The organism is Tardiphaga sp. vice154, assembly GCF_007018645.1.
GTDB lineage: Bacteria > Pseudomonadota > Alphaproteobacteria > Rhizobiales > Xanthobacteraceae > Tardiphaga.
Map to the genome: position 1 here is coordinate 893301 of NZ_CP041399.1, position 15218 is coordinate 908518.

Genomic DNA, 15218 nt, shown 5'->3' on the forward strand with positions numbered 1-15218 from the left:
CAACGGAACCATGAAGTTCCGCATCCGTTGACCACCGACATAAATGAGGTGGCAATCATGATCGCAACCCGTCGAAAACGCGCATACCGCAACGACCTGTGGCTGGCCGGCGCCATGGTCGTGGCCGGGCTAGGCATTTCCGCCGCCTCGCTGGCGCAGCTCGCCCCGGAGCACGCGCAAATGGCGCAGGCCACCCAGCCGCTGCAATCGACCCCCGGCGCCGCCAGCAAGCCATCGGAGCCGGCAGAGCCTGCGACCACCGGCGCCCGCCCGCAGGAAATCCCGCCGCAGCCGGCGCAACCGGATGCCGACGCGCAAAAGGCGGGTGCCACGCCGGCTCTGCCGCCGTCACCGGCCGAAAAAATGGCGCCGCCGATTTCGACCAAATAAACGTTACGCGGTTTCTGGACCGAAGTTGTCATTCCCGGGCGCGAGCGCACCAGCTCAAGCGAACTCCAGCCGCTCTCATCGGAGCGGCGGGGTATCTCGACATGCGACGGTCAACATCATGAAGTTCCGGGAGGCAACGGCCGGCTTCGCCGACCGCTGCATCCCCAAATGACGGCTTGGTGTCAGCGCACCAGGACGTTCTTGAACTGCCAGGGATCGCTGGTGTCGATGTCTTCCGGGAACAGGCCGGGGCGGCCTTCCAGCGGGGTCCAGTCGGTGTAGTAGCCCTTCACCGGGCCGAGATAGGGACCCTGGATCTCCAGCAGGCGATGGAAATCCATCTCGTCGGCTTCGACGATGCCTTCTTTCGGGTGCTCCAGCGCCCACACCATGCCGCCGAGCACGGCGGAGGTCACCTGCAGGCCGGTGGCGTTCTGGTAAGGTGCCAACTCGCGGGTCTCCTCGATGGAGAGCTGCGAGCCGAACCAGTAGGCGTTCTTGCCGTGGCCGTAGAGCAGCACGCCGAGTTCGTCGATGCCGTCGACGATCTCGTTCTCGTCGAGGATGTGGTGCTTCTCCTGCATCTTGGCGGCGCGGCCGAACAGCTCATGCAGCGACAGCACCGCGTCATCCGCGGGGTGATAGGCATAGTGGCAGGTCGGCCGGTACACGGCCTTGCCCGACGCATCACGCACCGTGAAATAATCCGAGATCGAGATCGACTCGTTGTGGGTGACGAGGAAGCCGTATTGCGGTCCGCGCGTCGGGCACCAGGTGCGCACGCGCGTATCGGCGCCGGGCTGCATCAGATAGATCGCCGCACCGCAGCCGGTCTGATGCGTGTGCGCGTTCTCCGGCATCCATTTTTCATGGGTGCCCCAGCCCAGTTCGGACGGCTGCACGCCTTCCGACAGGAAGCCTTCGACCGACCAGGTGTTGACGAACACGTCCGGCTCTTTCGGCTTCTTCGAGCGCTGGGTGTCGCGCTCGGCGATGTGGATGCCCTTGACGCCGCACTGGCGCATCAGGTCGGCCCACTCCGCCTTGGTCTTTGGCTCGGGCGCATTGAGCTGCAGGTCGGCGGCGACGTTCAAGAGCGCCTGCTTGGCGAAGAACGACACCATGCCGGGATTGGCGCCGCAGCACGACACGGCCGTCGTCGAACCCGGGGCGCGCGCGTTCTTGGCGGCCAGCGTGGCTTCACGCAAAGCGTAGTTGGAGCGCGCTTCCGGGCCTTTTGATGCGTCGAAATAGAAACCGAGCCAGGGCTCGTTGACGGTGTCGATGTAGAGCGCGCCGAGCTCGTTGCAGAGCTCCATGATGTCCTTCGAGCCGGTATCGACCGACAGGTTGACGCAGAAGCCCTGGCCGCCGCCTTCGGTCAGCAGCGGCGTCAGCAGCTCGCGATAGTTCTCTTTGGTGACGCCCTGCTGGATGAAGCGCACGTTCTGCTTCTCGCAATGCGCCTTGCGGCCCTCGTCCTTGGGATCGATCACGGTAACGCGCGACTTGTCATAGTCGAGGTGGCGTTCGATCAAAGGCAGCGTGCCTTTGCCGATCGAGCCGAAGCCGACCATCACGATAGGTCCGGTGATTTTTGCGTAGATCGGCCAGGGGGTGGTCATTCAGGTAGCTCCAGACAGTCAATGGACGAGACGGCGGACACAAGCCGCGCCGTTCGTGGGGGTGGAAAGGTTCAGGTCGAGCGCCGCTTCGCCGTCACTTCGATTTCGACTTTCATTTCCGGCTTCAACAGGCCGGCCACGACGAGGATGGCGGATGCCGGCCGGATCTCGCCGAAATGCGCGCCGGTGACCGCGAACACCGCGTCCGCGTCGGCGCGGTCGGTGATGTAATAGGTCGCGCGCACGATGTCGGCCATTTCGAAACCGGCTTCCGTCAGCGCGGCGCCAATGGTCTTGAAGCAGTTCTGTGTCTGCGCCGTGACATCGGCCGGCATCACCATGGTGGTGTAATCGTAGCCGGTGGTGCCGGAAACGAACGCGAAGTCGCCGTCGACCACTGCGCGGCTGTAGCCGCCGGCTTTCTCGAAAGGCGATCCGGTGGAAATCAGGCGGCGGGTCATTGCGGGGCCCTCGAAATGAACAGGCCCCGCAATGCCGTGTATTGGCCGGCAAATCAAGCCGGGCGTGCTCGCTTCACCCTCCCCCGCAGGGCGGGAGAGGGAAGGAAGAGCGCTCAGATGTGGAAGGTGCGCAAGGGCGGGAAGCCGTTGAACGCCACGGCCGAATAGGTCGACGTGTAGGCGCCGGTACCTTCGATCAGCAGCTTGTCGCCGATCTCCAGCGTCACCGGCAGCGGGTAGGGCAGCTTCTCGTACATCACGTCGGCGGAATCGCAGGTCGGGCCGGCGAGCACGCAGGGCGTCATCTCGGCGCCATCGTGGCGCGACTTGATGGCGTAGCGGATCGACTCGTCCATCGTCTCGGCGAGACCGCCGAACTTGCCGATGTCGAGATAGACCCAACGCACCTCGTCCTCGTCGCTCTTCTTCGAGATCAGAACGACTTCGGTTTCGATGATGCCGGCATTGCCGACCATGCCGCGACCCGGCTCGATGATGGTCTCCGGGATCGCGTTGCCGAAGTGCTTGCGCAGCGCACGGAAGATCGAACGGCCGTACTGCACGACCGCCGGGACTTCCTTCAGGTACTTGGTCGGGAATCCGCCGCCCATGTTGACCATGGAGAGGTTGATGCCACGCTCCGCACAGTCGCGGAACACGCTCGACGCCATCGCCAGCGCGCGGTCCCACGCCTTCACCTTGCGCTGCTGCGAGCCGACATGGAACGAGATGCCATAGGGCTCGAGGCCAAGACGCTTGGCGAGTTCGAGCACGTCGACGGCCATTTCCGGATCGCAGCCGAATTTGCGCGACAGCGGCCACTCGGCGCCGGCGCAATCGTAGAGAATGCGGCAGAACACGCGGGCGCCGGGCGCGGCGCGCGCGATCTTCTCGACCTCGGGCGCGCAGTCGACCGAGAACAGCGCGATGCCCAGCGCATGGGCGCGCGCGATGTCGCGTTCCTTCTTGATGGTGTTGCCGAACGAGATGCGCTCAGGGGTCGCGCCGGCGTCGAGCGCCATCTGGATCTCCTGCACCGAGGCGCAGTCGAAGCACGAGCCCAATGATGCCAGCAGCGACAGCACTTCCGGCGCCGGATTGGCCTTCACCGCGTAGAACACCCGGCTGTCCGGCAGCGCCTTGGCGAAGCTGTGAAAGTTCTCGCGCACGACATCGAGATCGACGACCAGGCAGGGCTCGATATCGCTGCCTTCGGTACGGCGGGCGCGGAGGAATTCCTGGATACGTTCGGTCATAGCACTCTCCCGGACGGCCCAGCGACGGGTCGCGTCCAAAAAATGATGACGGTTCAGCGCTTTCGGGCAACTACGCGCGATGGAGGCGCGGCAAAGCCGAAAGTACAGACCGTAAGTGCTGCCGTGGATTGGTCGGGTGTTACCCTACCGCACACCTGGCAATGAAGGACAAGCCTCTTCGGTATTCGCGCTGGCTGATGGAAAGCCAGCAGAGACCAAAAAAGCCCGATCCGTCGTTGCTTTAAGTCGCGTCCCCCGTTGAGAACGAGGTGCGCCGGTTCGCCTCCGGCTGCCAGTCACGGTTGCAAGGATCAAGGTCACCTTCATCGGCATCCCTGGAGAGAGATGCTGGCCTCCCGATCTTGCGACCCGGTGACCCTCGGCTTCCTTGTCCCTTGGCGGCTGTCCGGCCTCTTGTCCGGATACCTACCGACTGACACACGACCACAGGCACGTGCGAAATTGGGCAAGATTGCAATTAGGGTGTTTGGGTGGGGGGCGCAAGAATTTTCTTGAGGGCCGCGACCATTTTGCTCGATGAGGCGGCGCAGCGTTGCAAACATGACGCAGCCAGGCGGCGAACATGAACGAACGTTAAGTCAGATGAAAGGAAGTAGGAGCGTTTTGACGCAGGAGTGTGAGGGGTAGTGCTCTGCTGCGCCCCCTCATCCGACGCGGACTTCGTCCGCGCCACCTTCTCCCACAAGGGGAGAAGGAAGGAAGCGAGCTACTCATCCCCGCCTTGTGAACGGCTCGATGCGTGCTGCGTTGCGCATGAAAGCCGCCATGATGACGACGCCCCCGAGGAACAGCGCCACCTGCAGGATGTGCTCGCCGGTGGTCGACAGCCCAAACAGGATCGACAGCGCCCAGCCACCCGCGAACGCCGCGCCGAACACCTCGGCACCGATCAGGATCGCGGCCGAAATCACGGTGATGACGCTGGGCCAGTAGATCCGGCGGGGGGCAGGGGAGGTGGTCATGTTGAAAGTCCTTTTGCGGGCCGCAATCTCTCCGAAAAAGCCCGCTGCGGCAAGCGCTAAAGGGCCCAAAAAAGCCTCACGGCATGGTATAGATGCCGCACGTAAAAAGCGCGGCAAATCAGGATTTATGATGTCAGACAGCTTGAACTCCGTGGCCACCCCTCACGCGCTCGACAATCCGCTGCTGCGCCCGTGGACGACCCCGTTCGAGACCCCGCCTTTCGCCGAGATCACGCCCGAGCACTTCATGCCGGCGTTCGAGCAGGCGTTTTTCGACCACGCAGCGGAGATCTCGGCCATCGTCAACGACAATTCGGCGCCGGACTTCGCCAACACCATCATCGCGCTGGAGCGCGCCGGCAAGCTGCTCGGGCGCGTCGCTTCGGTGTTCTACGATCTGGTCTCGGCGCATTCCAACCCGGCGCTGCTGGCGATCGATACCGAAGTGTCGCTGCGGATGGCGCGGCACTGGAACCCGATCATGATGAATGCCGTGCTGTTTGGCCGCATCGCCGCGCTGCACGACAACCGCGCCGAACTGGGTCTGACGTCCGAGCAGATGCGCCTGCTGGAGCGCAGCTACAACCGCTTCCACCGCTCCGGCGCCGGCCTCGACGAGGTGGCCAAGGCGCGGATGGCGGAGATCAACGAACGCCTGGCGTCGCTCGGCACCTCGTTCAGTCACCATCTGCTTGCCGACGAACAGGGATGGTGCATGGAGCTAGGCGAGAACGACACCGCCGGCCTGCCGGCAAGCTTTGTCGCCGCCGCGAAGGCCGCGGCCGAAGACAGGGGCATGGCGGGGAAGGCCATCATCACCACCTCGCGTTCCTCGATGGAGCCGTTCCTGAAGAGTTCGACCCGGCGCGACCTGCGCGAAAAAGCCTACAAGGCCTTCATCGAGCGCGGCAACAACGGCAACGCCAACGACAACAACGCGACCATCGTCGAAATCCTCAAGCTGCGCGAAGAATCCGCCAGGCTGCTCGGCTTCCCGACCTTCGCTGCCTATCGTCTCGAGGATTCGATGGCGAAGACGCCGGAGGCCGTGCGTGGCCTGCTGGAGCGGGTCTGGAAGCCGGCGCGGGAGCGCGCGCTCGCCGACCGCGACGCGCTGCAGGAATTGATCGCCGAGGAGGGCGGCAATTTCCAGCTCGCCGCGTGGGACTGGCGCTTCTACGCCGAGAAGCTGCGGCAGCGCCGCGCCAATTTCGACGACGCCGCGATCAAGCCCTATCTCGCGCTCGACAACATGATCGCCGCCTCGTTCGACACCGCGACCAAATTGTTCGGCGTCACCTTCGAGGAGCGCCGCGATGTCCCGGTGTGGCATCCCGACGTGCGCGTCTGGGAGGTCAAGGACGCCGATGGAAAGCACAAGGCGCTGTTCTACGGCGACTACTATGCCCGGCCCTCGAAGCGCTCCGGCGCCTGGATGACCTCGCTACGCGACCAGCAGAAGCTCGACGGCGACATCGCGCCGTTGATCCTGAATGTCTGCAACTTCTCCAAGGGCACCGACGGCCAGCCCTCGCTGCTGTCGCCGGACGACGCCCGCACGCTGTTCCATGAATTCGGTCATGGCCTGCACGGCATGATGTCGAACGTGACCTATCCCTCGCTGTCCGGCACCTCGGTGTTCACCGACTTCGTCGAACTGCCGTCGCAGCTCTACGAGCACTGGCAGGAGCAGCCGCAGGTGCTCAGGCAGTTCGCAACGCACTACCAGACCGGCGAGCCGTTGCCGGACGATCTCCTGCAGCGCTTCATTGCCGCGCGAAAATTCGGCCAGAGCTTTGCCACGGTGGAATTCGTGTCGTCGGCGCTGATCGATCTCGAATTCCACACCCAGCCGGCCTCGGCCAGCACGGATGTCGCGGCGTTCGAGAAGAAGGAGCTGGAGAAGATCGGCATGCCCGCGGAAATCGCGCTGCGGCACCGGCCGACCCAGTTCGGCCACATCTTCTCCGGCGATCACTATGCCTCGGGCTATTACAGCTACATGTGGTCCGAAGTAATGGACGCCGACGCCTTCGGCGCGTTCGAGGAGGCCGGCAACATTTTCGACCCCGCGGTATCGAAACGTCTGCTCGACGATATCTATTCGTCCGGCGGCTCCGTCGATCCCGAACAGGCCTATATCGCGTTCCGCGGCCGCCCGCCGGCGCCGGACGCGCTGTTGCGTCGGCGCGGGCTGCTGGAGCCGGAGGCGGCGTGAGGCGGCTAACGGCAGCGCACTTGCTGTTTGAACGAAGACGCGCCTGTGCCGCTGCGCCCTCTCACCATGTCGTCCCCGCGAAAGCGGGGACCCATATCCTCCGTCGGGATTGTTGACGCGATGCCACTGACCAAACGGACGAACATGATGACAGCGTGGATGGACCCCCGCGTGCGCGGGGATGACTCGTGGAAAGGTTTTGCCGCGACGCTCAGGCTTCGCGTGCTCGGGCTGCTTGCATTACTGGTGGCCTTCGCCGGCTCCCTCACCCCCGCTGCCGCGCATCCCCACGTCTGGGTCACGGCTTCCAGCGAGTTGATCTACGCTGCCGACGGCAGCATCACCGGTGTGCGCCATGCCTGGAAGTTCGACGACATGTTCTCGACCTATGCGCTGCAGGGCATCGAGTCCAAGACCAAGGGCGTCTTCACCCGCGAGGAACTGGCGCCGCTGGCCCAGACCAATGTGGAATCGCTGAAGGAGTTCGGCTTCTTCACCTTCGCCAAGACCGAGGGCAGCAAGAAGCAGCGCTTTCTCGATCCGGTCGATTACTACCTCGAGCAGAAGGACGGCGCGCTGGTGCTGCATTTCACCATGCCGTTCAAGACGCCGTTCAAGGCGAGGCAACTGGCGCTGGAAATCTACGACCCGTCCTTCTTCGTCGATTTCGGCCTGGAGAAGAAAGATCCGATCCGGCTGGTCGGCGCGCCGGCAAACTGCGCTGTCGTGATCGAACGCCCGAGCGACGCCGCCCCCGCCGCGAAGAAGCTCGGCGAGGAGAATTTCATGGACGGCGCCGCCGGCGGCAATTTCGGCGCCATGTTCGCCAACAAGATCACGGTGGACTGCCCATGAGCTTGTGGAGGCGAGGGAAACTCTTGCTGAGTCACGGGCTGGACCTTGCTTACCCTCCGCTGGAGGGGGAGGAAAGCGCAGCTATGACGCGGCACATCGTCTTGATTTTTACATGCGCTGCTCTTGTCGTCGCCGTGCTTACCGACGCCTCCCTGCACACCGCCCTTGCCCAGAATCCGTTCGGCGCTCCGAAAGCCGCGCCGGATTCGCAGGTTGGCGGCATCATCGGCTGGCTCTTGACCAAGCAATCCGAATTCTACCGCGAGATGTCCGCCACGATCCGGGCCGCGAAGACCGACGGCAGCGCGGTGTGGACGCTGCTCTTCATCTCGTTCGCCTACGGCATCTTCCACGCCGCCGGTCCCGGCCACGGCAAGGCGGTGATCTCGTCCTATTTGATCGCCAACGAGGAAACCGCCTTGCGCGGCATCGCGCTGTCGTTCGTCTCCGCGCTGATGCAGGCACTGGTGGCGGTGCTGATCGTCGGCATCGGGGCCTGGCTGCTCAACGTCACCGCCAAGACGATGTGCGGCACCGAGCGCATCATCGAGATCGCCAGCTATGTGCTGATCGCGGCATTCGGCGCCCGGCTGGTGTGGAGCAAGGGGCGTGGCCTGTTGCGGGCCTGGCGTCCGTCGCTGGCCGCGCTCACGCCGGAACTCGCCATCGCTCATGCCGGTGCGTCCCATCACGATCATCACGGCCATGATCACCACCATGGTCACGACCACGCACCTGCCCATACGGCACATGCCGAGCCGGCCGCGCATGGCCATGCCCACGTCCACGACGAGCATTGCGGCCATTCGCATGGTCCGACGCCGGACCAGCTTGCCGGCCCCGGCGGCTGGACGCGCGGGCTGTCGGCGATTGTCGCGGTCGGCATGCGGCCCTGTTCCGGCGCGATTCTGGTACTGGTGTTCGCGCTGGCGCAGGGCATGTTCTGGGCCGGCATCGCCGCCGCCTTCGTCATGGGCCTGGGGACCGCCATCACCGTGGCCAGCATTGCCGTCATCGCCGTGACGGCCAAGGGCCTGGCGCGGCGCCTCGCCGCGGGCCGGGAGGGCCGCGGTGCCCTGATGATGCGCGGGCTCGAATTCGGTGCCGCAGGGCTGGTGTTCCTGTTTGGCATCGGCCTGTTGCTGGGCTATGTGGCTACCGAACGCGTCACGTGTTTCTGAACCCTCCGCCGGCGCCTGTCTTGACAAGGTTCGGCCAACGCGCGAAGCCTTTGATATCATGACGAATGTTGTTGCAATCGAGCGGCCCGCGGTTTCCATCGACAAGTCGCCGGACCGCGTCGGCGTGCTGCTGGTCAATCTCGGCACGCCCGATACGGCCGATGCCCGTGGCGTCCGCGTCTATCTGCGCGAGTTCCTGTCGGATCGACGTGTGATCGAGGATCAGGGGCTGATCTGGAAGCTGGTGCTGAACGGCATAATCCTGACCACCCGGCCGCAACGCAAGGCCAAGGACTACCTGAAGATCTGGAATACCGATCTCAACGAGTCGCCGCTCAAGACCATCACCCGCAACCAGTCCGACAAGCTTGCCGCGGCCCTGGCCGGACACACGCGAATCACGGTGGACTGGGCGATGCGCTACGGCAATCCGTCGATCCGCTCGCGCATCGCGGCGCTGACGGCGCAGGGCTGCGACCGCATCCTGGTGGTGCCGCTGTATCCGCAATATTCCGCGGCGACCTCCGCCACGGTGTGCGACGAGGTGTTCAACGTGCTGGCCGAGATGCGCGCGCAGCCGACGCTGCGGGTGACGCCGCCGTATTTCGACGAGCCGGACTACATCAACGCGCTGGCGGTCTCGATCGAGAGCCACATCGCGACTCTGGATTTCGTGCCCGAACTGATCGTGGCGTCGTTCCACGGCATGCCGCAGAAATACATCGACAAGGGCGACCCCTACCAGACGCAATGCATCGCCACGACCGAGGCGCTGCGGCGTCGCCTGGGGCCGAATGCGCCGCGGCTGATGCTGACCTTCCAGTCGCGCTTCGGCTTCGACCAGTGGCTGAAGCCCTATACCGACAAGACCATCGAGCGCCTCGCCAAGGACGGCCTCAAGCGCCTCGTCGTGGTGATGCCGGGCTTTTCGGCGGATTGCCTGGAGACGCTGGAAGAGATCTCGCAGGAGAACTGCGAGATCTTCGAAGGCAATGGCGGCGAGCATTTTTCTGCGGTCCCCTGTCTCAACGACAGCGAGCCCGGCATGGACGTGATCCGCGAACTGGTACTGCGCGAGCTCAAGGGCTGGATTTAAGCGGGCTGCTTACGGCGGCTGCGGCCGCACGCTCCGCCGTCATCCTGAGGTGCTCGCCGACTTAGGCGAGCCTCGAAGGATGCGTGTTCAGCGCTTGCGGCGCATCCTTCGAGGCCTCGCTTCGCTCGGCACCTCAGGATGACGGTGACATTTGCGGCAAGCGCTTTTCCCGGCTGACGCTGCTATGCTCGGATCCAGACGCATTTTCGCCCCCTGGAGATTTCAATGACCGGTTTCGATATTTTCGCCATTGCCGTGGTCGTGCTGATCATTCTCACGCTGTTCGCCGGCGTGAAGACCGTGCCGCAGGGCTATGACTGGACCATCGAGCGGTTCGGCAAGTTCACCCGCACGCTGTCGCCGGGGCTCAATCTGATCATCCCGTATTTCGATCGCGTCGGCCGCAAGGTCAATGTGATGGAGCAGGTGATCAACATCCCGGAGCAGGAAGTCATCACCAAGGACAACGCCACCGTCACCGTCGATGGCGTCGCATTCTACCAGGTGTTCGATGCCGCCAAGGCGAGCTACGAGGTCTCCGACCTGACGCAGGCGATCGTGGTGCTGACCATGACCAACATCCGTTCGGTGATGGGCGCGATGGATCTCGACCAGGTGCTGTCGCATCGCGACGAGATCAACGAGCGGCTGTTGCGCGTGGTCGATGCCGCGGTGTCGCCATGGGGCCTCAAGGTCAACCGTATCGAGATCAAGGACATCGTGCCGCCGGCCGATCTGGTCGAGGCGATGGGCCGGCAGATGAAGGCCGAGCGCGTCAAGCGCGCGGACATCCTGCAGGCGGAAGGCCAGCGGCAGTCGGAGATCCTTCGTGCCGAAGGGGCCAAACAGGGCCAGATCCTGCAGGCCGAAGGCCGCCGCGAGGCCGCCTTCTTCGACGCACAGGCGCGCGAGCGCGCCGCCGAAGCCGAGGCCAAGGCGACCGAGATGGTCTCCAACGCGATCGCCAGCGGCGACGTCGCGGCGCTGAACTATTTCATCGCCGACAAATACATCAAGGCGTTCGGCCAGATCGCCGACTCGCCGAACCAGAAGATCATCATGCTGCCGATCGAGGCGATGGGCGTGCTGGGGTCATTGGCCGGGATCGGCGAAATTGCCAAGGCGACGTTCGGCGACAGCGCGACCGCGGCGCAGGCCGCCAAGCGCGGCTCGGTGCCGAATGTCGGCCCGGTGCCCACGACGCCACAGCGCTGAGGTCCCATCGCCTGAAAGCCGGCGCGTCAAGCGGCCGGTCGACGTGGCTGGTCCTTGTTGCCGCGGCTTGATTGCCAGCCTAAGACCCGCTGACCCGATGCAAGGACTGCCATGATGATCGAGACGTTTTCCTCTCTGGGGCCGTGGTCCTGGCTGATCCTCAGCGCGGTCCTGATGGGGCTGGAGCTGTTGGCTCCCGGCGTGTTCCTGTTCTGGCTCGGGCTGGCGGCGATGATCGTCGGCGGATTGTCGTTTGCGACGGAGCTTTCCTGGCAGGCGCAGATCCTGATGTTCGCGCTGGCGGCGGTGGCCGCGGTGCCGCTTTGGCGGGGCGCGTCGCAGCCGAAGCTGGGCTCCAACAGGCTCAACAAGCGCGGCGAGGCGCTGATCGGCCGCGAGTTCACGCTGGACAAGCCGATCGTCGACGGCGAGGGCCGGTTGCGGGTCGACGATACGTTCTGGCGCATCTTTGGTCCCGATGCGCCGGTCGGTGCGCGGGTCCAGATCGTCAAGGCCGAAGGCGTCCGCCTGACGGTGGCAGTGCTCTAGAACTGTCCTTCCGGGTTCGCTCGGGCCATGCCCTCGCGCCCCGGAATGACCATGTGTGACTAAGCCACGCCCGCGCGCAGCAGGTCGTGCAGGTGCACGATGCCGATCGGCTTCCTGGCGTCGGTCACCAGCAGCGCGGTGATCTTCGCCGAGTTCAGCATCTCCAGCGCTTCCAGCGCGAGCAGGTCGCGGCTGATGGTCTTGGGATTCTTCGTCATCACCTCGTCGACCGACACGGTCATCAGGTCGGCCCGCATGTGGCGGCGCAAATCGCCGTCGGTGACGATTCCGACGACGTGGCCGTTGCTGTCGATGATGCCGACGCAGCCAAAGCCCTTCGAGGACATCTCCACCAGCGCGTCCGACATCTTGGTGCCGAGCGGCTTCAGCGGCACGGCCGGGCCCGCATGCATCAGGTCGCGGGTATATTTCAGCATCGCGCCGAGCTTGCCGCCGGGGTGCAGTACCGAAAAGTCCACCGAGGTAAAGCCGCGGCCTTCCAGCAGCGCGATCGAGAGCGCGTCGCCCATCGCCAGCATCATCAGCGACGAGGTGGTCGGCGCCAGATTATGCGGGCAGGCCTCGCGCGCTTTCGGCAGGTTCAGCGCGACATCGGCGGCCTGCGCCAGCGTCGAGCCCGGGTCCGAGGTCATCGCGATGATGCCGATCTTGAAGCGTTTGGCGTAGGTGACGAGGTTCTTCATTTCCGGCTGCTCGCCGGACCATGACAGCGCCATGATGACGTCGTCGGCGGTGATCATGCCGAGGTCGCCATGGCTGGCTTCGGCGGCGTGAACGAAGAAGGCCGGCGTCCCCGTCGAGGCGAAGGTCGCGGCGATCTTGCGGCCGATATGGCCGGATTTGCCGAGGCCGGTAATGATCAGCCGGCCGCGGGCGTGGCGGATCAACTCGGCCGCAGCGATGAAGGCGGCGCCGAGCTTGTCCGACTGCAGGGCCGCCGCCAGCGCGGCGACGCCGCCGGCCTCTGCCTCCAGCGTGCGCAGCGCCGAGGCGATGGCCTGGTCAGCTTGGGCCGGGATCGCCTGGTCGGTCATGGGGGCGGTTGCCTGGGTGGAGAGTGCCATCAGTCTGGTGTCCCGGTCGTCGATTTCTGCGATATTCTAGCACGACCGGCGCGCGCTGGCGAAACAAGCAGGCCGGCAATCTCAACCGCCTATTAACCATATCCGTTTTAACTCCCTTAACCATGCGGCGGTCGCGGGCTACCTGCCTGTGCCGCCAAAATCTTGATGTTGCTGGAGTTTGCGGATCGTGAACATGGGTCCCGCCCTGGACCGCCGGAACCGCGCGAAAACGGCTTGCGCGCTGACGGCCGGTCTATGGCTGGCGATGGCGCCGCTGCCGGTGCTCGGCCAGGCCCTGACCTCCGATTTGCTGACCCCGGTGCAAGGCAGCTTCGTGGCGCCGCAGAACTTGCCGCTGCGCCCCAGCCCGGAGACACCGGCCAGCGAGCGCACCCTCGCAACCAGCCCGATCGCGCCGTCGCGCATCGGCCAGCCGGTGACCTACGGCAATGCTGCCGCCTTTGGCGCGGGGCTCTCCAACACCGGCTTCGATTCGGTGAACCGCCGCCGCAAGCTGGTGAAATATTATCCCGGGCAACGCCGGCCGAAGCCGCCGCCCGGTCCCGGCAGCCTGCCGCCGCAGGACGCGGCGCCGGCGCTCACCCGTTCGCTCGACCCGCGCAATAACCGGCCGAGAATCTCGGCCTCGGTCGGAGGCCTCGTTCCCGGACAGCCGCCGCGCAAGCGGCTACGCATCGACACCGATCCGTTCGGCCCGACCGGCGTCTATGTCGGCAGCTTCCTGGTGAAGTCCGCGGTCGAGATCTATGGCGGCTACAACGACAACCCGGCGCGCCTGATCCCGCCGAAAGGCTCGGCGTTTTACCGGATCGCGCCCGAAGTGCTGGCGGCGTCGGACTGGAGCCGGCATTCCGTGATCGTCGACCTGCGCGGCTCGTTCGACGGCTACGACCGGACGTTTCCCTCGGCCCCGCAGCAGATTTCGCCGTCGCCGGTCAATGTCGACCGCATCGACTTCACCGGCAAGATCGACGGCCGCATCGACGTGACACGCGACACCCGCATCAACAGCCAGGTCCGGCTGCGCGTCGGCGCCGACAATCCCGGCAGCCCGAACATCCAGGCGGGCCTTTCCAAGTTTCCGCTGTTCACCACGCTCGGCGGCACGCTCGGTATCGAGCAGGACTTCAACCGCCTGCAGGTCAGGCTCGACGCCTTGATCGACCGCACCAAGTATCAGGACTCCCAACTCACCGACGGCACCTCGACCAGCAACAACGACCGCGACTTTATCCGCTATGGCGGGCTCGGCCGCGTCGGCTTCGAGGTGCTGCCGGGCCTGAAACCATTCGTCGAGCTGCAGGGCGACACCCGCGTCCATGACGTGACGCCGGACCGCTTCGGCTTTCTGCGCGATTCCAACGGCGGCTACATCAAGGCCGGCACCACCTTCGAATTCACCCGCCTGATCACCGGCGAGGTCTCGATCGGCTACACCGCGCGCAGCTATTCGGACCCGCGGCTTAACAACCTGACCGGCCTGCTGACCGCGGCGTCATTGGTCTGGACCGCGACGCCGCTCACCACCGTGCGGATGTTCGCGACGACCTCGATCGATGAAACCACGGTGCCCGGCGTATCCGGCGTGCTCACGCGCAACTACACCGCGCAGGTCGATCATGATTTCCGCCGCTGGCTCACCGCCATCGGCCGCTTCACCTATGGCACGCAGGAATATCAGGACAATCCGCGCAACGACAAATTATACTCGCTGCAGGGCGATCTGGTATTCAAGCTGAACCGCGAGGTGCAGCTCAAGCTGCAGGCACGGCGCGACATCCTCGACTCCAACATCCAGGGCGCCAGCACCGCCGCGACCGTAGTGATGCTGGGCGTCAGGCTGCAGAGATAGAAGCGCGTTTTCTCACACCCACTTCCGCATGAACTTCGCTGACTTCTTGCGGAACCGTACGCCGGATCCGTCCGGCAGGCGGGTGGCGATGTAGCCTGCGGCGATGCAGGCTTCGCGTTGCGGCATTTTTTCGTCCGGGGCGCGCTCGGTTTCCCACCACGAGGCGCGAAACGAGGCGCGCGGCAGGGCGTCGTCGAGGATCTCCTCGATCGCCTCCATGCTGAGCACGAATTCGTCCAGCGTCTGTTTGCTCAAATGGTCGCGCAGCAGGTCGTAATCGGGCACGGCAGATCCTCGGCGGGGTGTGCGACCGTCATACAAGGATGCGCGGCAGGAGGCCAGCGCGAGACCGCCCGGCGTCACGCAACCGTCTTCCCATATCCAGGCACCCCATTGTTCTGTTGCCGCCGGTTTTGGAAACGGACCATTAA

At 64.8% G+C, this 15218-nt stretch carries 14 protein-coding genes; 8 read left to right on the top strand and 6 right to left on the bottom strand.

Annotation, left to right across the window (positions count from 1 at the left end):
* The first annotated feature begins 57 nt into the window (after positions 1-57).
* The gene (locus tag FIU28_RS04230; RefSeq protein WP_143571823.1) at positions 58-390 is read left to right on the top strand and encodes a hypothetical protein; all 333 of its coding nucleotides are present in this window, start codon (positions 58-60) and stop codon (positions 388-390) included.
* 182 nt (positions 391-572) lie between these two features.
* On the opposite strand, the gene FIU28_RS04235 is transcribed toward FIU28_RS04230, so the two are convergent.
* From FIU28_RS04235 to FIU28_RS04255, 4 genes are all read right to left on the bottom strand, one after another.
* On the bottom strand, positions 573-2015 hold the full coding sequence (locus tag FIU28_RS04235) for a homospermidine synthase (protein WP_143571824.1): 1443 nt from the start codon (positions 2013-2015) through the stop codon (positions 573-575).
* Between the two features lie 71 nt (positions 2016-2086).
* Entirely contained in the window at positions 2087-2476 is a 390-nt protein-coding gene (locus tag FIU28_RS04240; protein WP_143571825.1) for a RidA family protein, read from the bottom strand.
* Between the two features lie 113 nt (positions 2477-2589).
* Positions 2590-3732: a type III PLP-dependent enzyme gene (locus tag FIU28_RS04245; RefSeq protein ID WP_143571826.1), complete on the bottom strand. Its 1143-nt coding sequence runs from the start codon at positions 3730-3732 to the stop codon at positions 2590-2592.
* Positions 3733-4463: 731 nt separating this feature from the next.
* Positions 4464-4715 (bottom strand): hypothetical protein, encoded by a 252-nt coding sequence (locus FIU28_RS04255; RefSeq protein WP_143571827.1) that lies wholly within the window; start codon positions 4713-4715, stop codon positions 4464-4466.
* Between the two features lie 130 nt (positions 4716-4845).
* On the opposite strand from FIU28_RS04255, the gene FIU28_RS04260 reads away from it, so the two are divergent.
* The 6 genes from FIU28_RS04260 (at position 4846) to FIU28_RS04285 (ending at position 11829) form a co-directional block, all read left to right on the top strand.
* Positions 4846-6933 (top strand): M3 family metallopeptidase, encoded by a 2088-nt coding sequence (locus FIU28_RS04260; RefSeq protein WP_143571828.1) that lies wholly within the window; start codon positions 4846-4848, stop codon positions 6931-6933.
* A gap of 159 nt (positions 6934-7092) precedes the next feature.
* Positions 7093-7788: a DUF1007 family protein gene (locus tag FIU28_RS04265; RefSeq protein WP_441351292.1), complete on the top strand. Its 696-nt coding sequence runs from the start codon at positions 7093-7095 to the stop codon at positions 7786-7788.
* Between the two features lie 83 nt (positions 7789-7871).
* The gene (locus FIU28_RS04270; protein WP_246660861.1) at positions 7872-8969 is read left to right on the top strand and encodes a nickel/cobalt transporter; all 1098 of its coding nucleotides are present in this window, start codon (positions 7872-7874) and stop codon (positions 8967-8969) included.
* Positions 8970-9027: 58 nt separating this feature from the next.
* Positions 9028-10065 carry a ferrochelatase gene (hemH, locus tag FIU28_RS04275; RefSeq protein WP_143571831.1) on the top strand — a complete coding sequence of 346 codons (1038 nt, stop codon included), beginning with the start codon at positions 9028-9030 and terminating at the stop codon, positions 10063-10065.
* Between the two features lie 225 nt (positions 10066-10290).
* Positions 10291-11280 (top strand): SPFH domain-containing protein, encoded by a 990-nt coding sequence (locus tag FIU28_RS04280; RefSeq protein ID WP_143571832.1) that lies wholly within the window; start codon positions 10291-10293, stop codon positions 11278-11280.
* Positions 11281-11394: 114 nt separating this feature from the next.
* Complete coding sequence (locus FIU28_RS04285) at positions 11395-11829, top strand: NfeD family protein (protein ID WP_143576021.1); 435 nt, start codon at positions 11395-11397, stop codon at positions 11827-11829.
* 59 nt (positions 11830-11888) lie between these two features.
* Here the strand turns inward: FIU28_RS04285 and FIU28_RS04290 are convergent, their stop codons facing one another.
* Positions 11889-12914, bottom strand: coding sequence for a KpsF/GutQ family sugar-phosphate isomerase (locus FIU28_RS04290; protein ID WP_143571833.1), 1026 nt, complete (start codon positions 12912-12914; stop codon positions 11889-11891).
* A 193-nt stretch (positions 12915-13107) separates the two neighbouring features.
* Between FIU28_RS04290 and FIU28_RS04295 the strand changes: the two genes are divergently transcribed.
* On the top strand, positions 13108-14787 hold the full coding sequence (locus FIU28_RS04295; protein ID WP_246660862.1) for an outer membrane beta-barrel protein: 1680 nt from the start codon (positions 13108-13110) through the stop codon (positions 14785-14787).
* 12 nt (positions 14788-14799) lie between these two features.
* On the opposite strand, the gene FIU28_RS04300 is transcribed toward FIU28_RS04295, so the two are convergent.
* On the bottom strand, positions 14800-15072 hold the full coding sequence (locus tag FIU28_RS04300) for a hypothetical protein (RefSeq protein WP_143571835.1): 273 nt from the start codon (positions 15070-15072) through the stop codon (positions 14800-14802).
* Between the last annotated feature and the right edge of the window lie 146 nt (positions 15073-15218).